The following is a 25,123-nucleotide window of genomic DNA, read 5'->3' as shown; positions in this document are numbered from 1 at the left end:
TTAGGCTGTCCGTCGAAGTGGCGGGGACCGCGGGGCGCGCAGACGCCCGGCGGCGCACGGGGTGGGGAGACGGTGACGCATTGCTCCCCGACGCAGACCTGGAGGCATTGTGAGCAGCGATCGGGACGACGACCGCGTGGGCGGGGCCGCCCCTGTCGAAGGTCCCTCCGGGGGTGAGGTCTCGGACATCACCGGCGAGTACCGCTTCGATTTCACCCCTCCGGCCTGGTACATGCAGAGCAGCACCGACAGCGGTTCCGAGGCCGATGACGAGGCGGACGCGGACGCGAACGCCAACGCCGCTGACGGCGACGGCGGGCCCGGCTCCACGGCCGCGGCGGACGGCGCCGGTACCACGGCGCCGCGCACGCCGGTCTGGGAGCCGCGGCCCGCGGCCGAGCCGGGCACGGGCGGCGCGCCGGGCGACGCGTCGTCGTGGTCGGCGGCCTCCCTCCCGCCGGTGCCGTCCTCCGGCTCGGACGCGGGCGGCCGGGTCGGCGCGGGCGGGCCCGCCCCGTCGGACGCGGACCGGCCGTCGTGGTCGGCGGGTTCGGTGCCGTCGATCCCCCGGCCGGCCGCCGCCGGGCCCGCCGCGGAGCCCGTGCCGGAGCCGGAGGACGCGAAGCCGTCCTGGTCCGCGTCGTCCGTGCCGTCCATCCCGCGGCCTTCCGCCGCCGACCAGGCGGACGAGGGGGCGCCGCTCGTCGAGGACGACGAGCCCTCCTCGCCCGACGACGATGACGACGATGACGACGGCGCGCCTCCTCTGCCGCCGGGGTCCGAACTCATGTCGAAGGACGAGGCCGCCGCCGAAGCGGCGCGCTCGCGGCAGCCGTCGGGCGACTCGACGCTCCACTTCACCCCCGCCGCGATGCGGCGGGAGATCGAGGAGCGGGCGGCCGCGATGCTGGCGAAGGTCGGGCGGCCCGGGCGCGAGCAGCCGGCGGACGAGGACCCGTCCGCGGACGAGGGGCCGCAGGACGACGCACGACCGGTCGCGGCGGTCCCCGAGGCCGCGGAGCCGGCGGCCGCGACGGCGCCCGAGGCGCCGGTGCCGGCGGCACCGACGCCGCCGGCACCCCCGACCGCACAGCCGTCCGAGGCGGAGGACGCGCCGCCGCAGAAGCGCGCGCCGGTGTGGACACCGCTGCCGGTGCCGCCCGCCACCGACCCGAAGCCCTGGACGCCGGACGCCCCGCGGGGGCCGGTGCCGCCGCTGCCGCCGCAGTTCCAGCGCGCCGAGGAGCCGGCCCCGCCCGCACCGGCAGCACCGGTCGCACCCGCTCCCCCGCTGGCACCGGCTCCTCCGGTGGCACCGGCCGCCGAACTGCCGGGCCTGGACTTCCCGCCGCCGGTGGGCGCACCGGTCATCCCGGCCGGGTACGGCTACCCCGCGCCGCCGACCGCCCAGCAGGGCGGGCCCGCGCAACCGCCGAACACCTACGGGTTCCCCCAGCAATCCGGACCGGCGCAGCCCGAGGCACCACAATCCCCCGCCCAGCAGGGCGAGCCCGCGCAACTGCCGAACACCTACGGGTTCCCCCAGCAGTCCGGCCCGGCGCAGCCCGCCGCGCCGGTACCGGGTGCGCCCGCGGACCAGCCGCCCGCTCCCTCGGGGTACGCCCAGCCGCAGCCAGCCGCGGGCCCTGCCGCACCGGTCGAGCCCGCCGCGCCCGCGCCCCTGCCGCCGCAGAGTCCCCAGCCCCAGCCCCCGGCATCGCCGTCCGGCTACGAACTCCCGAGCCCGGCCGGGTACGCCCTGCCGCAGCCCGCGGCGGTTCCCCCGCCGCCGGCCGCGCCGCAGGAGCCCCGGCCCGCCGGATACGGCTTCCCCCCGCAGCACTCCCCCGCGCCCCAGCCGCAGGCGGGCCCCACGGGGTACGCCCAGCCGCAGCCCGCGCCCGCGCCGGCCCCACCGGCACCCGTGCCCGCACCGCCCGCCATCCCGCAGGCCCCCCAGGTTCCGCAGGCGCCCCAGGCGCCCCAGGCGCCCGAGGCCGTCACCGCTCAGCCGGCACCGGCCGGTTACGGCTTCCCGCAGCAGGGTGCGCCCGTACCGCAGCAGGGCCGGCCGCAGGCACCCGCACCCGCGCCGCCTCACGCGCTGCCCCCCGCGGACGGCTCGCAGCCGTACGCACCCGCCCCGGCGCCGACCGGGCTGCCGCAGCAGCAGGCCGGGCCGCCCGGCGGCGTACCGCAGCAGCCCGGGCAGCAGGGGTGGCCGCCACTGGGACAGCCGGAGGTCCCGGCCGCCGAGGCCGGTCCGGACGGCGGCTACGGCTTCCCGCGGCAGCCCGGAGCCCCGCAGCCCGAGGCGGGGTCGCTCCAACCGCTGCCCCAGCACGGCGCGTACGGCTTCCCGCAGCAGAACCAGCCGGGGCAGCCCGGCGCCCCCGAGGCCGCGCCCCCGGCGCCCGCCGCGCCCGCCGCGCCGACCGCTCCCGTGGACCCGCGGGCCGGCGGCTGGCCGACCGTGACACCCGACCAGCGCCAGCGCACCGCGCAGGGAGGCGCGCCGCTCGGCTACACCGCGGCCGTCGAGCTGAGTTCGGACCGGCTGCTGCGCAACCAGCCGAAGCCGAAGAAGCCGGGTGCCAACGCCCAGCCGTCCCGGTTCAAGATCGGCGGGAAGAAGGAGGAGGCGGAGCGGAAGCGGAAGTTGGAGCTCATCCGCACCCCCGTGCTGTCCTGCTACCGGATCGCGGTGATCAGCCTCAAGGGCGGTGTCGGCAAGACGACCACCACCACCGCGCTCGGCTCCACCCTCGCCAGCGAGCGGCAGGACAAGATCCTCGCGATCGACGCCAACCCCGACGCGGGCACGCTCGGCCGCCGGGTGCGCCGGGAGACCGGTGCGACCATCCGCGACCTGGTACAGGCGATCCCGTACCTCAACAGCTACATGGACATCCGGCGGTTCACCTCGCAGGCGCCCTCGGGCCTGGAGATCATCGCCAACGACGTGGACCCGGCGGTCTCGACGGCGTTCAGCGACGAGGACTACCGGCGGGCCATCGACGTGCTGGGCCGCCAGTACCCGGTGATCCTCACCGACTCGGGCACCGGCCTGCTCTACAGCGCGATGCGCGGGGTGCTGGACCTGGCCGACCAGCTCATCATCGTTTCGACGCCGTCCGTCGACGGCGCGTCCAGCGCGAGCACCACGCTCGACTGGCTGTCCGCGCACGGCTACGCGGACCTGGTCGCACGCAGCATCACGGTGATCTCCGGGGTGCGCGAGACCGGGAAGATGATCAAGGTCGACGACATCGTGGCGCACTTCCGGACCCGTTGCCGGGGCGTGCAGGTGGTGCCGTTCGACGAGCACCTCGCGGCGGGCGCCGAGGTCGACCTCGACATGATGCGGCCCAAGACGCGTGAGGCGTACTTCAACCTGTCCGCGATGGTGGCCGAGGACTTCGTACGGGCGCAGCAGGCGCAGGGGCTGTGGACGCAGGACGGCAGCAACCCGCCGCCGGTACAGGCGCCGCCGATGCCGGGCCAGCCCGGCTACCCGGCCGCCGGCCAGCAGCCGGGCCAGCCGGGGGCGTACCCGCCGCCGGCCCCGTACGGCGGCCCGCAGGAGGGCGGTCCGCAGGCGTACCCCGCGCCGGGGCAGCCCGGGCCGCACGCGCCGCACCCCGGTGCCGGCCCCGAGCAAGGCCCGGGACCCTACGGCCCGCCCGCCGGACCGTACGGTCCTCCCCCCGCCCAGCCCGGTCCCTACGGCGCACAGCCGATGCCGCCCGGTCAGGTCCCGCCCGGCCAGTACGGTGCCGCGCCGCAGGGGCCGCCGCAGCCGTACACGCCGGCGCCGCAGATGCCGCAGGGGCCGCAGATGCCGCAGGCACCGGACCGGCCGGGCTTCCAGCCGGAGTCGGCGCAGCCGCAGGCGCCGCAGCCCCAGCAGGGCTGGCCGCAGGAGGGGCAACCGGGGCAACCGGGCCAGCCCGGCCAGCCGCCGCAGGACCCGCAGCAGGGCTACGGGTACCCGGCGCCCCCGCCGCCGCAGTACTGACCGCCCGAGGCCCGGCGCGTCGGATACGGCGTCGGGCCTCGGGCATCGGATCGGACGCGTGGCCCGGGGCCGCCGTCGTGGACCACCACGGCGGCGGCCCCTGCCGTAGGACAGGGGCCGTGACGAAGGCCGGCACCGGGGCGCCGCCCGAGCGCCGGGAACGACCGGGCGGGCCCGGGTGGGCCCAACGGTCGGACGCGCGCGGTCAGGTGCGCGGGGGTTCGGTGGTTTCGAGGAGTTCGCGGGCGCGCTTGACGTCGTCGGACATGCGCTCCAGGAGGGCTTCGATCGTGTCGAACTTCTCCATGCCGCGCAGGTAGGCGAGGAAGTCCACCGCGACGTGCAGGCCGTAGAGGTCGAGGCCGACGCGGTCGATGGCGTACGCCTCGACGGTGCGGGCGGTGCCGTCGAAGGTGGGGTTGGTGCCGACGGAGATCGCGGCGGGCATCGGCTCGCCGTCCACGTGCAACCAGCCGGCGTAGACGCCGTCCGCGGGGATCGCGGTGTGCGGCAGCGTCTCCACGTTGGCGGTGGGGAAGCCGAGTTCGCGGCCGCGCTGCGCGCCGCGCACGACCACGCCCTCCACCCGGTGCGGGCGGCCCAGCACCTCCGCGGCCCCCGCCACGTCGCCCCCGGCGATCAGCCGCCGGGTCAGCGAGGAGGAGAACGGCTCGCCGCCGCCGGCGGTCCCGCGCACGAACAGGTCCACGACCTCCAGGTCGTAGTCGTACTTCAGGCCGAGCGCGGACAGGAAGTCCACGTCGCCGGCGGCCTTGTGGCCGAACCGGAAGTTCGGCCCCTCCACCACGAGTTTGGCGTGCAGGCCGTCCACCAGCACGGTGCGCACGAACTCACTCGGCGTCAGCTTGGAGAACTCGCTGGTGAACGGGAGGATCAGCAGCGCGTCCACACCGAGTTCCGCGACGAGTTCGGCCCTGCGGTGGTGGGCCGACAGCAGCGGGGGGTGGCTGCCGGGGCGGACCACCTCGCTGGGGTGCGGGTCGAAGGTGACCACGACCGAGGGCAGCCCCAACTCACCGGCCCGCTGCACCGCCCGCCCCATGATGAGCTGGTGGCCGCGGTGCACACCGTCGTACGACCCGATGGTGACGACGCTGCGGCCCCAGTCCCCGGGTACGTCCTCCAAGCCCCGCCACCGCTGCACCTTGACGCTCCGCTTCTGCTGTTCGGCTGCCGTGAGGCCGCATCTTCGCTGTCTTCGCCGTGCCCGCGCCGCGTGCGCGCGGCCGTGGCGCGGCACACGACCGCGCTACCGACAAGCCTGCCATGCCGCCGGGCGCCGCCTCACAGCGACGCCTTGATCCGGCGGGGCGCGTCGAGCAGCCGACTGATCCCGCTCACCAGCGCGGGCGGCTGCCTGCTGGTGTGCCGCTGCGCGTGCAGGACGTAGTAGACCTGCTCGATCGAGGGAGGGCCGACCGCCACCGTCCGCAGCGCGGCCTGCCCGGCGGTCGCCTGGCCGGTGCGCACCAGGTAGGAGGCGATCATCGCACCGGTCCGTCCGACGCCCGCGCCGCAGTGCACGTACACCGGGCCGTCGGACGCCCTGACGATCCGCAGGAAGTCGTCGACCTGCTGCTCGGTGGGGGTCTGGCCGTCCCGGATCGGCAGCCTGACCACGGTCAGCCCGGCCTGCGCGGGGAGCGCCAGTTCCCGGGCGGACAGGTTCTCCGCGCGCAGGTCCACCACCGTGCGGATGCCGTCGTCGGCCAGCTCCCGGTAGCCGGGCGCGGTGGGCGCGGACCCGCGGTAGACCTTGGCGCCGACCTTGAGGAAGTGGTTGATCCCGGCGGAGGTGTGGCGGCCGCCGGAGGCGTCGTGCCGGGCCCACGCGGTCAGCGCGACCATGCCGCCGGCCGCGCCCGCCCACAGCACGCCGTAGCCGAGCAGGCAGCACAGCAGCACCTTGGCGGTGCGGCGGGCGAGGACCCGCGCGGGCCGGGCGGGTCCTCGCACGCCGGGCGGCACCGGCAGCGGCAGCGGTGGGGCGGCCGGCGGCAGCGGAGGTGCGGAAGCGCACGGGGAGGCCGCCACGGCGGGCGCCGGGGAGAGCGCGGGCGCCACGGGGGACGGTGAGGTAGGTGCCTGGGACAAGGCGCTGTTCACCACCTGGGTGGAACGGGGGACGGTGGCCGCCGTCCCTGCCCGGGGCCGGCGCCGTACGAGCAGGCTACCCGCCGCCGGAGCGGAGCGGCGGCGCCGGTGCGTGCCCGGGCGGGTACGGCGCCCTCGCCGCGAGGGGGCCGCCGAAGGGCGGCGGGCGCCGACCCGGCCGCGCCGGGGCGGGGCACTGAGCGGCGCGGGGTGCGGCCGGGGCACGGCACGACCGTGCGGGGTGTCCGGGGGCGGAACCGTCCGAGGCGGGACCGTCCGTGGAGGAAGTGCCCTGGTGGAAGGCGCCCGTGCCGAGGATGTGGGCGCGGGAAGGGCCCGTACGGGGTGTGGTCGGTGCGGGAGGTGCCAGTGCGGGTGCGGGCGGTGTCAGTGCGGGAGGGCGGCCTGGCCGTCACCGAGGATCCTGGCCGTCGCACGGTTGGCGGAGGCGTCGGTCAGGCAGCCGCGCAGCCGCATCACGTCATGGGAGCTGAGCGCCGGGCGGATCACACCCGCGTAGACGCCGTCGGACAGGACGCCCAGGCTCGCGTCCGGGCTCGGCGCGGAGGTGGACCGGCGGCAGCCCTCCCACAGGTCGCGGGCCGCCAACTCGCGGGCGGGCGCGTCGCTCCTGCCGTGCACCTCGACCTGGAAGACGACGGTCGTGGCCGCGGCGTTCGGCCGCGCCTCCTCCCGCGTCTCGGTCGCGTCGGCGAGCGCGTGCACCCCCCACACCAGCAGCGCCAGCCCGGCCACCGAGCCGACCACGGACAGCAGCACGCGCGCCCGGCGGGCGGGCGGCACCGCCGGCCGGTCCTCCAACTGCGGTACGGCGCCGTGCACGCCGCCCGGCGGCGCCGCCAGCGGGGCAAGCCGCCCGGCGAGGCGTCGCTCCGCCCCGGGCCGCGCGGTGGCGGCCGCGATCCGCTGGATCACCCAGGCGACCCCGGACAGCGCGGCACCGGTCACCATCAGGATCGGCACGAAGACGAACGTGCCCGTGGTGCCGCCGCCCCGGCCGGCCCCGTCTCGGTGCTCGGCGCCGAGCCAGCGGAAGGGGTGCGGGGCGGACTGCTCGCGGGCGTGCTCCAGCCGGCGCCGGATCTCCTCGGCGCGCGCGTCCGCGTCGTTCAGCCGGCGCTCCAGTCGGCCCATCCGGCCGAGCAGGATCGCGCAGACCAGGAAGCCCTCCACCGCGAGCAGCAGCACCCCGCAGAGCACGGCCCGCTGCCACTCCCAGCGGTAGAGGTAGATGACGAGGTAGATCGCGGCGGCGAGGGTGGACAGGCCGCCGAACAGGTAGCTGACGTACTTCATGCCGCGGCCCCCTTGCCCCGGGATGCGCCGCGGGTGGCGCCGGGGCGCTCCGGTCCCTCCGAGTCGCGCGGCTCCTGCGGTCTCTGCGACGTGGACGGCGTGTCCGGGTCCGCGGGGCCCCCGGGCGCGGCGGACCGGTCGGCGTCCGACGGAGGCGCGGACCGGGCCGCCGGCACGCCGACGGGTGCGGCCGGCTGCTCGTCGGGGCCGTCGCCCGCGGGAACGGACCCGCGGCCCTCGTCCGGGCCGTCGTCATGGCCAGCGTCATGGCCCTCGCCACGGCCGGAGCCGGGGCCGCGGTCCGGGCCGGTGTCCGAAGCGGCATCGGAGCCCGCCCCGGAGCCGTGGCCCGCGTCGCGGCCGGGGCGGGTGGCGGAGCCGGAGTCCGGCCCGCCGCCTCCCTCGGGCCCCGGGCCGGCGGCGGGCCCGGCGCCCTCGTCGGGCCCGGCGGCGCGGTGGGGCGGGGGCGCCGCCTCTCGCTCCGGGCCGCCCTCGGCCGCGGTCCCGGGCCTTCCGGCGGGCCGCACCGCCTCGACCGCGCCGGTCGCGCCGTCCACCGTCAGGGCCGTGCCCGGGCCGTAGCGCTCGACGGCGTGCGCCACGCCCACCGCGGTCGGCACGTGGTATTCGCGGGCGAGCACCGCCAGGTGGGAGAGCACGCTGCCGGTCTCGGCGACCAGCCCGGCCAGCCCCGGCAGCAGCGGCGCGAGCGCGGGATCGAGGGTGCGGACGACCAGCACCGGGTGCGGCGGGCGCGGCCCCTCGCCGTCCCACGCGGTACCCGTGCCGTGGCCGCCGCCCGCGCCTTGGCCGCCGCCGCCCGCGCCTTGGCCGCCGCCCTCCGCGCCTCCACGGCCGCGCCCGGTCCGCACCGCCTGCGGCCGGCCGTCGGCGCCCAGCCGGAAGGCCGCCGGAAGGGGCGCGGCCGGCGGGCGCGGCCGCCGCTCGGCGAGGTCGGCGGGGCGGGCCCCGCCGTCGGCCACCGCCGTCAGCTCCTGCCAGCGCAACTGGGCGATCCGCCCCCGCTCGTCGGTCGGGCAGTGCGCGTCGATCCGGCCGCCGATCTCCCGCACCATCGACGCCTGCATCTCCTGGACCCACCGGATGCGCAGCCGCAGCCCCTCCCGGACGGAGAGGAAGCCGACCCCGCGCGGCACCCCGTTCCAGCCGACGTGCTCGGGCAGGTCCGCGTGCGCGCCGAGCGACGGCGGCAGCAGGGCCAGCAGCACCGGCTGACGGCGGACCAGCTCGCGGTCGGTACGGCCGCTCTCGCGCCCCTCGGCGAGCACGGCCAGCGCCTCGCCCGCGGCGGTGCTCCCGGCGTCGGTGTCCAGCAGCGCGCCGGCCAGGGACTCCTGCGCGTGCAGCGACGCGAGCACCGTACGGCCCCAGGCGACCGCGGTCAGCAACTCGCCGCTGAGCATCTGCCGGGGCGCGGCGAACGAGTGCAACTGCCGGTCGACGTCGGCCATCAGGTCCCGGGCGAGCAGCGGCAGCGCCGTCCGCAGCCGGCCGACCCGCCAGGCCGCGGCGGCCCGGCGCGCGCCGGGCGCGGGGTTGATGAAGTCGAGCACCGGGTGCGCGGCGGGCACCGCACCGAGCAGCGCCAGGTCGGCCGCGGCCCGGCCGTCCACCGCGGTGGCCACCGGCAGCCGGCGCAGCTTGCGGCGGGGCGCGGCGCCCGCGATGTCCAAGGCGAGGGTGAGGCCCTGGTTCATCGGGGCCAGCCACAGGTCCTCCTCCAGCGGCTGGAGCACGCCCGGCAGGGTCTCGGCGACCGGCCCGGGCCCCAGCAGCCGCGCGCCGCGCGCCGGGCGGGCCGCCATCGCCGTGATCGGCCGGGCCTGGAAGAGCCAGAGCCGGCCGGCGGCGTCGAACCCGAACTCGACGTCCTGCGGGCCGCCGTAGACCTTCTCGGTGCGACGGGCCAGCCGGACGAGCTGGGCCAGCCGGCGGCGGCCGAGCGGGCCGCCGCCGTGCGGCTGCGGCGGCTCGGCGCGCAGCAGGCGCCCGCGGCGGGTGAGCTGGTAGCGCACGCCCTGGGTACTGCCGTCCACGAGCCGGTCGGGGCCGCCGGTGACCGCGCTGACCAGGATGTGGTCGTACCGTCCCTCGACCGGGTCTGCCCCGAACATCACCCCGCCGGCGGCCGCTTGGAGCATCGGCTGCACCAGCACCGCCATCCCGTGCATCGGGTGGCCGGTGTCCGCGCCGCCGTCCGGGGCGACCCGCAGCGCGGAGTCCAGCACCCGGCGGACCGCCCGGGTGAAGGCGTCCCAGCCGCGCACGTCGAGCACCGAGTCGAAGCGGCCGGCCATCGAGGAGTCCTCGGTGTCCTCGTGGGCGGAGGAGGAGCGCACCACGAGTGCGACGCGCTCCGCGCCCGGTACCGTGCCACCTGCCTCCGCGTCCCGCGCGGGTGCCACACCGTCCGGTTCGGGTCCTACGGACAGTTGCGGTCCTGGGGACGGGTGCGGTCGCGTTCCCGCGGAGAGGTGCGGTCCTGAGGACGGTCCCGTTCCTGCGGACGATTCGGCGCCCGCGGACGATTCCGCGCCCGCGGCCTGGACATCCCCGCCTGCCGCGGCCGCCGCCCGCGCGGTGCTCGCCACCAGCCGCTCCCACGCGGACCGGAGCGCTTCGGTGCCCGCGGGGGCGTCCGGCGCCCGGTCGGCGGCGACCAGCACGAAACCGGGCAGCACCGGCAGTCCCGCGGCGGCGGCCCGCGCGAGGTTCGCCGCCTTCGCGCCCGCCACGGACGGGTCGGCGGCCACGGCGGTGTCCAGCGGCGCCACCGCCAGGGCGGTGGCGCTTTCTGCCTCGATCCCCATGCCCATTGCCTGCTCCTTCCGGCGGTCGCCGCCCTTCGGGACGCCCGGGACAACCGGTCGCAGCCGCACGACCGCCCCCAACAGCCCCTACCCGTAAGGACAACGCTTCTTCACCCCGGAGACCTTCCGCCGTCGCCGCCGGGTTGCCTCGCCGCGGAGTCCGACCGCCGTGTTCCGGCCACGGACCGGCGCGGGGCGCGGCACGGCGGCCCGCCGCCCGGCTCAGGAGGCCACGAGGAGGTCGTGCCGGGCGCTCGGGCCCAGCAGCGCGTCCCAGGTGACGTCGGTGAGCCAGGTGCGCAACAGGTGGGCGAAGGCGGCGTGGTCCGCGGCGAGGGCGACGACGGTGCGGTCGAAGCGGACGGCGCCCTCGGGGGTGCGGGTCATCAGCAGGGCCAGCCGGTGGACGAGGTCGCGGGTGAGCAGGGGGTGCTGGGTGGGGGCGGCGCGGGCCGCGGCGGCGAGGAGTGCGGCGAGCACGTCGGCGTCGCGCTCGGTCTCCAGGGCCGCGTCGAGCAGTTCGTGGCGCAGCGGCTGGGAGAGGTGGGTGCCGGGGGTCGCGAAGACGGGCAGCAGGGCGGCCCGGACGGGTGCGGGATGGTCGCGCAACAGCTCCGCGGTGACGTGGAGCAGCAACGGGCGGGCGCCCGGGCCGTGTTCGAGCCGCAGGTCGAGGTACCGGGCGACGTCCGGCGCGGCCTCCGGGTGCTGCTGGAGGTGGTCCTGGACGAGGACGGCGGCCCGGCGGGCGAGGACCGGCTCCCTGACGGCGGCCAGCGCGGCGAGCACCTCGGCCGCCCGCGCCGCCGCACGGCCCTCGGCTCCGCCCGGCGGACCCACCGGACGTCTCCCGCCCGCAGCGCCCGTTCGGGCGGCGGCACTCCCGGCGGCGCCCCCGGCCGCGCCCGGCTCGGCGCCGGGGGCGGTGCCCATGGGGGTGCCCGGGAGGTGGCCGGCCGCACCGCCGTCCCTGTCCCGACCGCCGTCCCTGTCCCGACCTGCGTCCGGCCTCCGGTCACCGTCCCGACTCCGGTCACCGTCCCGGCTACGGTCACCGTCCCGGCTCGGGAGTGCCCCGCCCGCCTCCCGCAATCGTGTCCGGAAAGCGTCGAGCACCATCTCGGGGTGCGTGTCCATCGCCTCCACGAGCGCGTCGGGGGCCAGGCCGGGGTCGCCCGCCGCGAAGCCGCGCAGCGCGGCCGGCAGGTAGCGCACCCGAGTCGCGGAGTCGCGGACCAGCACCCCCAGCGCGGCGCCGTGCAGACCGGTCTCGTCGGCCCGGGCGAGCAGCGCGAGCGCCGCGTAGCGCAGCAATTCGCGGTCGGCGGGACCGCGGGCGAAGCGTGCGACCCGGGCGCCGTACGTGGCAGCGGCCACCCGGCGGTCCGGGCGCGGGTCGTGCGCCCATCGGTCGACGGCCCGGCACACCGCGCCCGGGTCGTCCTCGGCGAGTGCGGCGAGCACCGCGTCGGCGCCGGGGTGCCCGGCGTCCACCAGGGCCTCGGTCAGCGTCTGAGGGGCACGGCGGCTGTGAGTGTGCAGCAGGGCCTGCGCGGCGCAGGCCACGGTCAGGCGCCCGCCGACGGCGAACGGGTGCGCCGCCTGGAGCGGGCGGTCGTCGTCGAACCAGCCGCACACGGCGGGCACCGCCTGCCCGCCCTGCTCGCGCACCAGCCCCGCCACCACGCCCAGGAACCGGTCCTGCTGCCCCGCGCCGGGCGGACCGTCGGCCGGGAGCAGCACCCTCAGCAACTCCAGCCGGTCGGGGACCGGAAGCGGCAGCGCGCGCCAGAACCACGGCCCGAACCCGCCCAGCGCGCCCAGGTGTTCCGGCACGAAGCCGCCGACCGCGATCGCGCGCACGACGATCCGACCGGCCAATGCGCGCAGCACGGGCACCAGCGGCCCGGCGTCCCCGACCCGCAGCAGCGCCTCCCGCAGCAGGTGCGCGGCCCACCACTGCGCCTCGCTCCTGCGGCGGGCCTCTCCGGGCGGCCCGGGGGCCACGACCTCCCGCGGGGACTCCCCCGGCCCCGGCCCCGGTCTCGGTCCCGGTCCCCGCGTCCGTACCAGGGCCCGGCCCCGGGCGTTGGGGACGGTGTCCGCCTCCAGGTCCGCCTCGCCCTCCGCGCCGCCGGAGCCCGGCCCGGCCGGCGCCCGTACGGAGGCCGCGGGCGGTGGGACGGAGGCCGGCCCCGGCGGACGGGACCAGGGGGCCCACGGGCCGGGCTCCCCGGTCCGCCCGTCGTCCAGGACCTCGACCAGCGCCCCGAGATGCTCCGCCAGCGCGCCGGGCGGTGCGAGCAGCAGCGCCCCGACCACCGGCCCGGCCCGGTGCCGGGGCACCGGCAGCGAGCGGGGCCGGCCGGACGGTCCGACCGGCGGCGCGGGCGGTACCGGCGGCACCGCGGCCGACCGGCCGGCCGCACCACCGAGCCCCGCCAGGACCCGCGCTCCGGTGCCCGCCCCCGCGCAGCGCCCGGCGGTCCGCGAGGGGAGCCGGACCGGCGCGTCCCCGGGCACGACGGGCGGCAGGGGGTGCCCGGGGCAGGGCGACCAGCGGTGCACCAGGGCGTTCAGCGCCGAGGGCAGGTCGAGGTGGAGGGACTGGATCCAGTCGCCGAACTCCTCGTGGGCGAAGCGGTAGCCCGCGCCCGCCGGCACGAGCAGGCCCTCCGCGAGCACCGCGGAGGCCCAGCCCGTACGCCAGGGGAACAGTTCCTCGAACGCCTCGCGGTCCAGCTCTCCCTGGCCGGGGCCGAGGCAGCGCCGGGCCGCTTCGTGCGCCTGCCCGGCCACCCGGGCGGCCAGCCGGCGCAGCCCGCGGCCGCGGACCGGCGGCGAGGCGGGGGTCTCGGCGCCCAGCCGGACGGCGATCCGCAGGCACGCGGCGTCCAGGTACGCCGCGAAGACCTCCGCGCGGCTCGGCGGCGGCCCCTCCTCGGCGCACGCGCCGATCTCGGTCCGCAACCGGGACAGCATCCGCAGCGCCAGCGGGTGCCCCGCGTCCTGGGCGCGCAGCGCGCCGTCGGGCAGGTCGTGCCGCTCCCGCGCCTCGGCCGCCTGCAGTCCGGCCAGGTCCCCCATCCGCACGCAGGGCGGCAACGGCCGCGCGCAGACGCCCGGTTCGCCCGGTGCGCCGGTGCCGCCACCCGCCGTACGGCCCAGCGCACCGCGCGTCCCGCTGTCCGCGCCACCGCTCGGTCCGCCACCCGCCCCACTGCCCGCGCCACCGTTGGTGCCGCCACCCGCCACGGCCGGCGGGTCGTACAGCAGCTCGGCCGGGATCAGCGCGCCGGCCTGCTCCCAGAACTCCGGGCGGCAGGCCACGACCAGCCGGGCCCTGCTGGTGCGCAGCCAGCCGGCGGTGGCCGCGATCCACCCGGCGAGTTCGTGGGCGAGGACGGGCGGCATCTCCTCGGGCGCGTCGAGCAGGACGGCCAGCGGGCGGCCTGCGGCGCGGGCGAGGAAGGCGACCTCCTCGGCGGGGTCCGCCGGGACGTACGCCGACGGGGCCCGCGACGGCCGTCCGGGGGTGCGCCGGTGCTCGGTGTCGACCACCCGGACGGCGGCGCGCAGCGCGCGCTCCACGGCGTCCTTGACGCTGCCGTCCCCGGGGCGCAGATCGGCGCCGCGCAACCAGACCGTCGGCGCCGGGTCGGCGTCCCGGCGCCGGCGGTCGGCCAGCGCGGCGAGTTCGGTGCTGCGGCCGGTGCCGGGCTCGCCGACCAGCCCGCAGGCGAGCGGGGCGGCTTCGCCGCGACGGCTGAGGAAGCGGTCGAGGGCGGCGGCGGTGCCGGGTCTCGCCACCGGGTCCCGCCACGGTTCCGGAGCGACGGCGGCGCAGTCCACGGCCGTGTCGGCCAGGTGCAGGGCACCGGCGAGGTTGAGGTGCGCGCCGTACGCCGGCACGGTCGCGGCGGACCGGCAGATCAGCTCGGCCAGCGGCGCGGGCGCGGAGGCGGTGTGCAACGGCACCGCGAAGCCGCCGGCGCGGTGCCCGGCATGCAGGGCGGTGACCACCACCGCGAGCACGGCGCCGGTCGCCGCGTCGACGACCGGGGTACCGGACGCCTGGGGGCCGGCCTCCGCCAGGTCGGCGCCGTCGAGAGCCAGTTCGTGGACCCCCTCCAGCAGGTGGAAGCGGTCGGTGGCGGTGTACGTGACCGCGGTGGTGCCCAGCACGGTCGCCGGGACGGGTCGGGGCAGCCGCAGCACCGCGCGGCGCTCGCGGTGGCCGGAGACGGAGCCGGCGGGCGCGATCGGCAGGGGGCGCACGTCGAGCCCCTCGGTCGCCACCAGCGCGAGGCCGCACCCCGGCAAGGGGGTGACCGCCTCGGCCTCGACCAGGCACACCTGCTCGCCCGGGGCGTGCAGCACCAGGCGGGCGAGCCCGTCGACCGCCTCGTGGCTGGTGACCAAGGTGCCCTCCCGGTCGGCCAGGAAGCCGGTGCCGCGCGGGCGTCCGGCCAGGTCACAGACCCGGATGAGCGCGCCCGCGCCGCCGTCGGCACCGGTCGCGCCGTCCGGCGCGCCGGTCCGTCCGCCGGCCTGTTCACCGGCGTGCCCGGCCCGCCCCCGGGTCCTTCCACCACTGCGCACCACTGTCATGACCGGTTCTCCCCCACTCCACCCGCGCCCCCCTGCACCCCGTTTCGTCCCGCTATCGACGGTAGGGGGCGGTAGGTCCGGTGCCAAGATCACCGGGAGAACGCGCCCCCGTGCGACCCCGCGTTCACTCCGAGCGCCCGTCCATCCGGGTGATTTCGGGGGCCTGGATGGATAGGGACAGCCCAGGGGGGGTGGAGGGGGTCGTGGGGCGGGACGGCCAAGGGGACAGGCGGTCCCGCCGCACGGCGGAGGCGAGGCGTCCCCGCACGGCGCGGCAGCCGCACGGCGGGCGGACCGGCCGGCGGGCCGGCGGGCTGAACCGGCGGGACGACGCGCTGAGCACGGGCCGCGGAGCGGACCGGTGCCGCCAGGTCACGGCCGCGGGAGGGGCAGAACCGGGTACGGGCGGGGCGGCGCGCGCCCCGCCCCCCGGAACTACTGCCCGAAGCCCGCGACGATCTTCGCGCGGCCCTGGTGCTCCTCGACCAGTGCCAGGAAGCGCCCGTCGGGCCCGAACGCCGCGTGGGTACCCGGGCCGAGGGCGGGCGTGGCGATCCTGACCCCGTTGCCGAGCAGCCGCGCCTGGTCGGCGTCGACGTCCCAGCGCGGGAAGGCCGCGGCGGCGGCCCGTTCGATCGGCAGTACCTCGAACGCCTCCTCCAGTTGCTCCAGGGTGCGCGCGCCCGTCAGGTCGTACGGCCCGACCCGGGTGCGGCGCAGCGCCGTGAGGTGGCCGCCGACGCCGAGTCCGGCGCCGAGGTCCCGGGCCAGTGCCCGGATGTACGTGCCGGAGGAGCAGGTCACGGTCACGTCGATGTCCAGCAGGTCCGGCGCGCCGTCGGGCACCCGCACCTCGCCCACCGTGAACGCACTGACCGTCACCGGCCGGGCGGCGAGCTCGAACTCCTCGCCCTCGCGCACCCGGGTGTAGGACCGCACCCCGTCGACCTTGATCGCGCTGACCTTGGAGGGCACCTGGAGGATCGCCCCGGTGAGCGCGGCGACCCCCGCGTCCACGGCGGTCCGGGTGACCCCGGCGGCGGACACCTCCGCGGTGACCTCGCCCTCGGCGTCGTCGGTGACGGTGGTCCGGCCGAGCCGGATGGTGGCCGCGTACTCCTTCTCGGTGAGCGCGAGGTGTCCGAGCAGCCGGGTGGCGCGCTCCACCCCGATCACCAGCACGCCGGTGGCCATCGGGTCGAGGGTGCCGGCGTGGCCGACCCGCCGGGTGCCGGCCAGCCGGCGCATCCGGGACACCACGCCGTGCGAGGTGAGCCCCCCGGGCTTGTCGACGACGACCAAGCCCGACGGGCCTTCCTTCCTGGGACTCATGCCTGGCCGCGACCGTCCTCGTCGCCGGCCGCGGCGGCCGGGCCGTCGGCGCCGTCGCCGGCCGCGTCGTCGAGGTCGTCGTCCTCCTCGGCCGGCTTGCGGTACGGGTCGGCGTCGCCGGCGTACTGCGCGTCGGTGGCGGTCTTGCGCACCTGCTCGTCGGCCGCGCGGGCCTTGGCCAGCAGGTCGTCGATGGTGCGGGCGTTGTCGGGCAGCGCGTCGGCGACGAACGCCAGGGTGGGCGTGAAGCGCACCCCGGTCTGCCGGCCGACCTCCGAGCGCAGCACGCCCTTCGCGCTCTCCAGGGCGGCGGCGGAGGCGGCGCGCTCCTCGTCGTCGCCGTAGACCGTGTAGAAGACCGTCGCCTCCCGCAGGTCACCGGTGACCCGGGTGTCGGTGATCGTCACGTACCCCAGCCGCGGGTCCTTGATCCGCCGCTGGAGGGTCTCGGCGACCACGACCCGGATGCGGTCCGCGAGCTTCCGCGCCCGCGCGGTGTCGGTCATCGTCTTCTTCTCTCTTCACTCGGTTCGTTCGGTCCGTCGTCCGGTCATTCGTCGTCACCGTGGATGCGCTGCCGCGTGGACAGCAGGTCCACCTCCGGCCGAGCCGCCATCCAGCGCTCGCACCGGTCGAGGACGTCCTTGACGTGCCCGAGGTCGCCGGACACCGTCGCGATCCCTATCTCGGCCCTGCGGTAGAGGTCCTGGTCCCCCGTCTCGGCCACGCTCACCGCGAACCTGCGGTGCAGTTCGGCGACGATCGGGCGGACGACGGACCTCTTCTCCTTCAGTGACCGTACGTCACCGAGCAGCAGGTCGAAGCACAGCGTGCCTACGTACATGACCATGAACGGTACAGGCGACGGCCGGGGCCGATCGACGGCTTTTCCTGCCGTCGACCGGCCCCGGACCGGTGTGCCGCCCGCCGCCTTGCGGCGGCGGGCCGTGGGATCAGCCGCGCGGCTTCTCCCGCATCTCGTAGGTGGCGATGACGTCGTCGACCTTGATGTCGTTGTAGTTGCCGAGGTTGATACCGCCCTCGTAACCCTCACGGATCTCGGTCACGTCGTCCTTGAAGCGGCGCAGGCCCTCGATGTTGAGGTTCTCCGCCATGACCTTGCCGTCGCGCAGCAGGCGGGCCTTGGTGTTGCGCCGGACCTCGCCGGAGCGCACCAGCACACCGGCGATGTTGCCGAGCTTGGAGGAGCGGAAGATCTCCCGGATCTCGGCGGTGCCGAGCTCCACCTCCTCGTACTCGGGCTTCAGCATGCCCTTGAGCGCCGCCTCGATCTCCTCGATGGCCTGGTAGATCACCGAGTAGTAGCGGACGTCGACGCCTTCGCGCTCGGCCATCTGGGTGGCACGCCCGGCGGCGCGCACGTTGAAGCCGATGACGATGGCGTCGGAGCCGGTCGCCAGGTTGATGTCGGACTCGGTGACCGCACCCACGCCGCGGTGCAGCACGCGGATGTCGACCTCCTCGCCGACGTCGAGCTGGAGCAGTGCCGACTCCAGGGCCTCGACCGAACCGGACGCGTCGCCCTTGATGATGAGGTTGAGTTCCTGCACCTCACCGGCCTTGAGCGCCTCGTCCAGGTTCTCTAGCGAGAACCTGCGGCCCTTGCGGGCGAACGCCGCGTTCCGCTCGCGGGCGGCACGCTTCTCGGCGATCTGCCGGGCCGTGCGGTCCTCGTCCACGACGAGGAAGTTGTCGCCGGCGCCGGGCACGTTGGTCAGACCGAGCACCAGGACCGGAGTCGACGGGGCCGCCTCCTCCACGCTGGCGCCGCTGTCGTCGAGCAGGGCCCGGACCCGGCCGTACGCGTCGCCGACCACCATGGTGTCGCCGACCCGCAGGGTGCCGCGCTGGACCAGGACGGTCGCCACGGCGCCGCGGCCGCGGTCGAGGTGCGCCTCGATCGCGATGCCCTGCGCGTCCTGCTTCGGGTTGGCGCGCAGGTCGAGCGAGGCGTCCGCGGTCAGGACCACGGCCTCCAGCAGGCTGTCGATGTGCAGGCCCTGCTTGGCGGAGATGTCGACGAACATGGTGTCGCCGCCGTACTCCTCGGCGACCAGGCCGAACTCGGTGAGCTGGCCGCGCACCTTCGTCGGGTCGGCGCCCTCGACGTCGATCTTGTTGACCGCGACCACGATCGGCACGTCCGCGGCCTTGGCGTGGTTGAGCGCCTCGATCGTCTGCGGCATCACACCGTCGTTCGCCGCGACCACGAGGATCGCGATGTCGGTGGACTTCGCACCGCGGGCACGCATGGCGGTGAACGCCTCGTGGCCCGGGGTGTCGATGAAGGTGATCGCGCGCTCTTCGCCGTTGACCTCGGTGGCGACCTGGTAGGCGCCGATGTGCTGGGTGATGCCGCCGGCCTCGCCCGCGACCACGTTGGTCTTGCGGATCGCGTCGAGCAGGCGGGTCTTACCGTGGTCGACGTGACCCATGACGGTCACCACCGGCGGCCGGGAGACCAGGGCCTCCTCGCCGCCCTCGTCCTCACCGAACTCGATGGAGAACGACTCGAGCAGCTCGCGGTCCTCCTCCTCCGGGCTGACGATCTCCAGCACGTAGTTCATCTCGCCGGCGAGCAGCTCCAGGGTGGAGTCGGACACCGACTGGGTGGCGGTGACCATCTCGCCGAGGTTCAGCATCACCTGGACGAGCGACGCCGGGTTGGCGTTGATCTTCTCGGCGAAGTCGGTGAGCGAGGCACCGCGCGACAGGCGCACGGTCTGGCCGTTGCCGCGGGGCAGCAGCACGCCGCCCACGGACGGGGCCTGCATGGCCTCGTACTCCTGGCGCCGCTGGCGCTTGCTCTTGCGGCCCCGGGCCGGACGGCCGCCAGGACCACGGCCGAAGGCACCCTGCGTTCCGCCACGGCCACCCGGGCCGCCGGGACGCCCGCCGAAGCCGCCGGGGCGCGGACCGAAGCCGCCACCGCCGCCGGGGGCACCGCCACCGGGACGAGGACCGCCGAAGCCGCCGCCGCCACCGGGACGACCGCCGCCGCCGGGACCGGCCGGACGGCCGGCGAAGCCGCCACCGCCGCCGGGACGACCGCCGGGGCCGCCCGGACGCCCGCCGGGACCGCCGGAACGGCCACCGGGACCGCCCGGACGCCCGCCCGTGGAGGGCGCGGGGCGCTGGGGCATCATGCCCGGGTTCGGGCGCGGGCCCGAGGACTGCGGGCGGGGCATGCCGCCCGGGGTGGGACGGGCGCCGCCGGGGCCGCCCTGACCGCCGCCGGGACGCGGGGCGCCACCGGGACGCGGAGCGCCGCCGCCGGGACCCGCGGGACGCGGGGCACCGCCCTGGCCGCCACCGGGACGCGCCGCGCCACCGGGGCGCGGCATGCCGGTGGAGCCGGACGTGAACGGGTTGTTGCCGGGACGCGGGCCGGCCGGGCGCGGGGCGCCGGGACGGGCACCGCCCTGGCCCTGGCCGGGCGCGGGCCGGTTGCCGCCGGGGCGGCCGCCGTCACGCTGACCGCCGTCACGCTGGCCACCGTCGCGCTGGCCACCGGACGGGGCCGGACGGGCCGGACGCGGACCGGGGGTCGGCGCGCCGGGACGCTGGCCGGCGGCCGGGGCCGGGGGCGCCGACGGGGGCGCCTGGAACTCCGCGGCGGGCACGGGCGCGGCCGGCGCGGGCTTGGGCCCGGGGGTCGGCCGGGGGCCGGGACGCGGCCCGGACTGCGCGGGGCCGCCGCTCGGACCGGCAGGGGTGGTCGGGCCGCCGGCCGGCTTCGGGGCCGGGGCAGCCGGACGGGCCGACGTGCCCTGGGCGGGGCCTGCCGGCTTGGGCCCCGGACGGCCTGCCGCCGGGGAGGGCGCCGCCTTGCGCGGCGCGGAGGGCTTCGCAGCGGACTTGCCGGCGCCGCCGCCGGGTCCCTGGAAAGCGTCAGTCAGTTTGCGGACAACCGGCGCCTCGATCGTCGAGGACGCCGAACGGACGAATTCGCCGAGTTCCTGGAGCTTGGCCATGACGACCTTGCTCTCGACTCCCATCTCCTTGGCGAGTTCGTATACCCGGACCTTAGCCACTTCGCTCCTTTTAGGTCCGGGGTGATCGTCCACCGGACCGTCGCTACTTCATGGGCGTACTCATCGCGTACTCATCGAGTGCTCATCGCAATCTCGACCTACTTCCATCTCGCGAGGTACCTGACCGCACGGTGTGCCCGTGCCGTTCCTGTCGTGCTGCCTACGGTTCTGCCGGTGCTACGGGGCTGCCTGCTCGACGTACCGGCGCAACTCCGCGGTGTCCGGCGCGACCGGTCCTCTGAAGGCCCGGGCGAACGCCCGACGGCGGACCGCCAGGTCGAGGCAGGCAAGGGCGGGATGCAGATACGCACCCCGACCGGGCAGCGTACCGCGAAGATCGGGAACGCACGCGCCCCCGCTCACCGCCACACGCAGCAGATCGCTCTTGGCCGCGCGTTGACGGCAGCCGATGCACGTTCGCTCCGGGCATGCTGGCGTCAGCGTCCGACCAGACACCTCTAAGTCTACCTCCCCGCGCCAACCTCACTCCTTCGAGTGGGTCAACGTACGGTTGTTCGTCCGGAACTCACCGTCCCGCCCCGGCCGGTGCCGGCCCGGCGGGTCAGTCCTGCTGCTCGGTGTCCGGCCTGATGTCGATCCGCCAGCCGGTCAGGCGGGCGGCGAGCCGCGCGTTCTGGCCCTCCTTGCCGATCGCCAGCGACAGCTGGTAGTCCGGCACGGTCACCCGGGCGGACCGGGCGGCGGCGTCCACCACCTCGACGTGGGAGACCCGCGCCGGGGACAGCGCGTTGGCGACCATCTCGGCGGGATCGTCCGACCAGTCCACGATGTCGATCTTCTCGCCGTGCAGCTCGGCCATCACCGCCCGCACCCGGGCCCCCATCGGGCCGATGCAGGCGCCCTTGGCGTTCAGCCCGGACCGGGTGGAGCGGACCGCGATCTTCGTACGGTGGCCCGCCTCGCGGGCGATCGCCTCGATCAGCACCGAGTTGTCGGCGATCTCGGGCACCTCCAGGGCGAAGAGCTTCTTCACCAGGCTCGGGTGGGTGCGCGAGAGGGTGACCGAGGGGCCGCGGGTGCCCTTGGCGACACGCACCACGTAGGCGCGCAGCCGGGTGCCGTGACCGTAGTCCTCGCCGGGGACCTGCTCCTGCACGGGCAGGATCGCCTCCAGCTTGCCGATGTCGACCAGCACGTTCTTGGGGTCCTTGCCCTGCTGGACCACGCCGGTGACGATGTCGCCCTCCCGGCCGGCGTACTCCCCGAAGGTGACGTCGTCCTCGGCGTCGCGCAGCCGCTGGAGGATCACCTGCTTGGCGGTCGACGCGGCGATCCGGCCGAAGCCGCTGGGGGTGTCGTCGAACTCGCGCGGCTCGGCGCCCTCCCCCGCCTCCTCCTGGTCCTCCGTCGCCCACACGGTGATCTGCCCGCTGGTCCGGTCCAGCTCGACCCGCGCGCGGCGGTGGCTGCCCGGCTCCCGGTGGTACGCGATGAGGAGTGCCGACTCGATCGCCTCGACCAGCAGGTCGAACGAGATCTGCCGTTCGGTCACCAAGCCCCGCAGGGCCTTCATGTCGATGTCCACGGCTACGCCTCCTCAGTGTTCTCGTCGTCGTCGACGGTCTCGTCGCCGTCGTCCGCCTCGTCGTCCGCCCCGCCGCCGTCACTGTCGTCGTCACTGTCGTCGTCACTGTCGTCGTCGGCGCCGCTCTTACGGCTGAACTCGATCTCGACCCGGGCCCTGGCGATCTCGGCGAAGTCCGCCCGGGCGGGCTTGGGCCTGCGGCCCTTGACGCCCGGGACCTCCAGGTCCAGGCCCTCGTCGTCCACCGCCATGATCCGTGCGATCAGCTCGCCGCGCTCCTTGAGCTGGAGCTTGACCAGGCGGCCGGTGTTGCGGCGGAAGTGCCGCGGCTCGGTCAGCGGCCGGTCGGTGCCGGGCGAGCTGACCTCCAGGACGTACTCGGTGTCGCCCATGGCGTCGGACGCGTCGAGGGCCTGCGACATCGCGCGGCTCAGCTCGGCCACGGCGTCGAGCTGCACGCCGTCCTCCGCGTCCACGACCACCATGAGCTGGCGGCGCCGGCCGGCCACCGCCACCTTGACCTCTTCCAGCTCCAGTCCCGCCTCGCCGACCAGCGGCTCAAGCAGCGCGCGCAGCCTCTCGCTCTGGGTGGTGCTCATCCGGGTGACTCCTCGGCCGCGTCTGCTGTTGTCATGGAAGGTCGCGTGTTGAGCGGAACTTTACCCGAGTCCGGAGGCCCCCGGACGCGCCGCGGGGCGCCCGCCGGGATGCCGGCGACTGCCCCTACACTCCCTGTCATGATCCCGAAGCTGACCCGGCGTGGCGCCGTGGCCATGGCGACCGCCGGGGTGCTGGCGGGGTGTTCCGGCGGCCGCGGCCGCGCCTCCGCGGCGACGCGGTCCGACAGCGCGCAGGCGGCGCTCCAGGCGCGCGAGGTCCGGGACAGCGCGGCGCTGCTGGCGCGGTACGACGCGGCGATCGCGGCCCGTCCGGAGCTGTCGGCGCGGCTCGCGCCGCTGCGCGCGGACACCGCCGCGCACGTGCGGGCCTTCGGGGGCCGGCCGGCCGCAGCGCCCCCTTCGGCTTCCGCTTCCGCGCCCGCGTCCGACGGCGGGGGAACGGACTCCCCCACGCCCGCGGGGTCCTCCTCCGCCCCCACCGCGCCGCTGGCGGCGCTCGCCGCCGCCGAGCGCGCGCTCGCCGACCGCAGGGCCCGCACGCTGCTCGACGCGCCGGGCGCCCTCGCCCGGCTGCTGGCCTCGGTGGCCGCGGCCGGGGCCGGCCACGTGGTCCTGCTCGGCTCCCCGGCCGGAAAGTGAGCGCAGGATGACCACGATCGTCGACGCCGCGCAGGCCGCCCTCGCCGCCGAGCACGCGGCCGTCTACGGATACGGCGTGGTCGGCGGCCAGGTGGCCGGCTCCCGCAGGGCCGAGGCGCAGCAGGCGTACGACGCGCACCGCGCCCGCCGCGACGTGATGGCCCGCACCGTGGCGGATCTGGGCGCGGTCCCGGTGGCCGCGGCCGCGGGCTACGACCTGCCCTTCGCGGTGACCGGGCCGGCCGGCGCGGTGCGGCTGGCCGGATACCTGGAGGACCGCGTCGCGGGCGCGTACGGCGACCTGGTGGCGGCCGCGATAGGCGGGATACGGCAGGACGCGGCGGCCGCGATGCGGGAGGCGGCGGTGCGTGCCGTGCGCTGGACCGGCGGCGGCGTAGCCTTCCCCGGGGTGGCCGAGGAGCGCTGACCGGCGGGCCGCGGGGGCGCACGACGGAGGGATCGCGACACGATGAGCGCAGCGGCGCACGAGGGCGGGGCCGAGGACGGCCGGGCGGCGCGCGTGGTCCTCGAACCGCCCGAGCGGCTCACCCGCACCGTCACCGCCTGGGAGGGGGAGGCCGGCCGGCGGTGGCTGGCCCGGCTGCCGGAGACGGTCGCCGGCTACCTCGACCGCTGGGGGCTCACCGCGGAGCGGGTCTTCGCCGCCGGCGGCCAGATCAGCATGATCGTGCTGGTCCGCACGGACGACGGCACACCGGCGGTGCTCAAGGTCGGCATGGTCAACCGGGAGACCGCGCAGGAGCACGCCGCGCTGGCGTGCTGGGGCGGGCACAGCGCGGTGCGGCTGCTGCGGGCGGACCCGGAGCAGGGCGTGATGCTGCTGGAGCGGCTGCACGCCGACGTGTCGCTGCGCTCGCTGGCCGAGCCGAAGGCGATGCTGGAGGCGGCCGGGGTGCTCCAGCGGCTGTGGGTGCCGCCCGGGGCCGGGCACCCGTTCACCACCGTCGAGGAGTACACCGGCGAGCTGGTGCCGCTGCTGCGGGAGCGCCGGGAGCGGGCGTACGCGCAGGACGCGCGGCCGCTGGTCGACGAGGCGCTGGCCGACCGGGAGCACCTGGTCGGCACCGCGTCCGAGGCCGTGCTGCTGCACGGCGACTTCCACCACGGGAACGTGCTCGCCGGGGACCGCCTGCCGTGGCTGGCGATCGACCCCAAGCCGCTGGTCGGCGAGCGGGCCTACGACCTGGCGTGGCTCGTGCGGGACCGGCTCGCGACCCTCGCCGCGCAGCCGGGCTCCCGGGCGGCGGCCCGGCGGCGCCTGGCGAAGCTCGCGGACGCGGTGGAGGTGGACCCCGAGCGGCTGCGCGGCTGGTCGCGCTTCCGCGCGGTCGAGGCGGGTGTCTGGAGCCTGTCCGTCGGCGACACCGCCGACGCCGAACTCCTCCTGGAGTTCGCCACCTGGCTGTGAGCGCCGCCGCTCCTTTTCGCGGGCGGGCGGCGGGGGACTACGCCGGGGGGCGCGGCAGGGGGAGGTGGGCGCCCATCACCGCGTAGGGGCGGGGGGCGCTGGGGAAGTGCACCGGGCGGGCCAGGTCGCGGTAGCCGAGGGTGCGGTAGAGGTGCCGGGCGGGGCTCTCGCCGTCGATCGCGGAGAGGATGCTGCGCGGCTCGGTGGCGGTGTCGGTGATCTCGGTGATCAGCCGCCGGCCGATGCCGCGGGCCTGGAAGTCGGGCAGCACATGCAGTTCGGTGATCACGAAGGAGTCGTCGAGCCAGCCGTCGTTGTCCTGCGCCCGCAGGTACGGCTGGACCACGCTCGACCACCAGTGCCCGCGGTCGTTGGGCAGGCCGTAGACGAACCCGACCATCCGGCCGTCGACCGTGTGGTGCGCGGCCCAGGCCCGCGCGCCGGCGCAGGCCAGGTGGCGCAGCACGATCTGCCGGCGGATCGCGACCTCTTCGGGGCCGAGCCCGAACGCCTTCGCCTGCACGGCCAGCGCCTCGTCCACGTGCTCGGCGAGCGCGCACGGGCGGACCACCACGTTCTCCATGACGCGCGACCTTATCGCCTCCCGATC

At 76.9% G+C, this 25,123-nt stretch carries 17 protein-coding genes and 1 pseudogene; 5 read left to right on the top strand and 13 right to left on the bottom strand.

Annotated elements, in window-relative coordinates:
* Window positions 1-109: 109 nt before the first annotated feature.
* A pseudogene (locus RVR_RS39200) lies at window positions 110-235 on the top strand (SCO5717 family growth-regulating ATPase); the annotation flags it as partial.
* Window positions 236-1,207: 972 nt separating this feature from the next.
* On the top strand, window positions 1,208-4,018 hold the full coding sequence (locus RVR_RS27165; RefSeq protein WP_430393247.1) for a MinD/ParA family ATP-binding protein: 2,811 nt from the start codon (window positions 1,208-1,210) through the stop codon (window positions 4,016-4,018).
* A 205-nt stretch (window positions 4,019-4,223) separates the two neighbouring features.
* Here RVR_RS27165 and RVR_RS27160 read toward each other — a convergent pair whose 3' ends face one another.
* The 12 genes from RVR_RS27160 to rimP all read right to left on the bottom strand — a co-directional run bounded on the left by RVR_RS27160 (window position 4,224) and on the right by rimP (window position 22,424).
* The gene (locus tag RVR_RS27160) at window positions 4,224-5,183 is read right to left on the bottom strand and encodes a bifunctional riboflavin kinase/FAD synthetase (RefSeq protein WP_202236515.1); all 960 of its coding nucleotides are present in this window, start codon (window positions 5,181-5,183) and stop codon (window positions 4,224-4,226) included.
* Window positions 5,184-5,323: 140 nt separating this feature from the next.
* Complete coding sequence (locus tag RVR_RS27155) at window positions 5,324-5,995, bottom strand: phosphatase domain-containing putative toxin (protein ID WP_237404988.1); 672 nt, start codon at window positions 5,993-5,995, stop codon at window positions 5,324-5,326.
* 525 nt (window positions 5,996-6,520) lie between these two features.
* A complete protein-coding gene (locus RVR_RS27150) occupies window positions 6,521-7,450 on the bottom strand; it encodes a hypothetical protein (RefSeq protein WP_202236514.1) in 930 nt (309 codons plus the stop codon).
* Entirely contained in the window at window positions 7,447-10,287 is a 2,841-nt protein-coding gene (locus RVR_RS38695; protein WP_272933112.1) for a PEP/pyruvate-binding domain-containing protein, read from the bottom strand. Before RVR_RS38695 ends, RVR_RS27150 begins: the two co-directional genes overlap by 4 nt.
* 216 nt (window positions 10,288-10,503) lie before the next feature.
* Window positions 10,504-14,892, bottom strand: a complete 4,389-nt coding sequence (locus RVR_RS27140) for a serine protease (protein WP_202236513.1) — start codon at window positions 14,890-14,892, stop codon at window positions 10,504-10,506.
* A gap of 435 nt (window positions 14,893-15,327) precedes the next feature.
* Entirely contained in the window at window positions 15,328-16,224 is an 897-nt protein-coding gene (gene truB, locus RVR_RS27135) for a tRNA pseudouridine(55) synthase TruB (protein WP_202236512.1), read from the bottom strand.
* A complete protein-coding gene (gene rbfA, locus RVR_RS27130) occupies window positions 16,221-16,730 on the bottom strand; it encodes a 30S ribosome-binding factor RbfA (RefSeq protein WP_202236511.1) in 510 nt (169 codons plus the stop codon). The genes truB and rbfA overlap by 4 nt, the downstream gene beginning before the upstream one ends.
* A gap of 44 nt (window positions 16,731-16,774) precedes the next feature.
* Window positions 16,775-17,068 carry a DUF503 domain-containing protein gene (locus tag RVR_RS27125; protein WP_202236510.1) on the bottom strand — a complete coding sequence of 98 codons (294 nt, stop codon included), beginning with the start codon at window positions 17,066-17,068 and terminating at the stop codon, window positions 16,775-16,777.
* A gap of 109 nt (window positions 17,069-17,177) precedes the next feature.
* Complete coding sequence (gene infB / locus RVR_RS27120; RefSeq protein WP_202236509.1) at window positions 17,178-20,279, bottom strand: translation initiation factor IF-2; 3,102 nt, start codon at window positions 20,277-20,279, stop codon at window positions 17,178-17,180.
* 177 nt (window positions 20,280-20,456) lie between these two features.
* The gene (locus RVR_RS27115; RefSeq protein WP_202236508.1) at window positions 20,457-20,735 is read right to left on the bottom strand and encodes a YlxR family protein; all 279 of its coding nucleotides are present in this window, start codon (window positions 20,733-20,735) and stop codon (window positions 20,457-20,459) included.
* 106 nt (window positions 20,736-20,841) lie between these two features.
* Window positions 20,842-21,825, bottom strand: coding sequence for a transcription termination factor NusA (nusA, locus tag RVR_RS27110; RefSeq protein WP_202236507.1), 984 nt, complete (start codon window positions 21,823-21,825; stop codon window positions 20,842-20,844).
* A gap of 2 nt (window positions 21,826-21,827) precedes the next feature.
* A complete protein-coding gene (gene rimP / locus RVR_RS27105; protein ID WP_202236506.1) occupies window positions 21,828-22,424 on the bottom strand; it encodes a ribosome maturation factor RimP in 597 nt (198 codons plus the stop codon).
* 138 nt (window positions 22,425-22,562) lie between these two features.
* Between rimP and RVR_RS27100 the strand changes: the two genes are divergently transcribed.
* Genes RVR_RS27100 through RVR_RS27090 form a run of 3 tightly spaced genes read left to right on the top strand, consistent with a single transcriptional unit; the run spans window position 22,563 to window position 24,513 of the window.
* Complete coding sequence (locus tag RVR_RS27100; protein ID WP_202236505.1) at window positions 22,563-23,084, top strand: hypothetical protein; 522 nt, start codon at window positions 22,563-22,565, stop codon at window positions 23,082-23,084.
* A gap of 7 nt (window positions 23,085-23,091) precedes the next feature.
* On the top strand, window positions 23,092-23,511 hold the full coding sequence (locus tag RVR_RS27095; protein WP_202236504.1) for a ferritin-like domain-containing protein: 420 nt from the start codon (window positions 23,092-23,094) through the stop codon (window positions 23,509-23,511).
* Between the two features lie 42 nt (window positions 23,512-23,553).
* Window positions 23,554-24,513, top strand: a complete 960-nt coding sequence (locus RVR_RS27090; protein ID WP_202236503.1) for an aminoglycoside phosphotransferase family protein — start codon at window positions 23,554-23,556, stop codon at window positions 24,511-24,513.
* Between the two features lie 37 nt (window positions 24,514-24,550).
* Here the strand turns inward: RVR_RS27090 and RVR_RS27085 are convergent, their stop codons facing one another.
* Window positions 24,551-25,096: a GNAT family N-acetyltransferase gene (locus RVR_RS27085; protein WP_202236502.1), complete on the bottom strand. Its 546-nt coding sequence runs from the start codon at window positions 25,094-25,096 to the stop codon at window positions 24,551-24,553.
* Window positions 25,097-25,123: the final 27 nt, after the last annotated feature.

Source organism: Streptomyces sp. SN-593 (genome assembly GCF_016756395.1).
GTDB classification, from domain to species: Bacteria; Actinomycetota; Actinomycetes; order Streptomycetales; family Streptomycetaceae; genus Actinacidiphila; species Actinacidiphila reveromycinica.
Note: the sequence above shows the minus strand (reverse complement) of the source record. Positions and strands in the feature narration are given on the sequence as shown.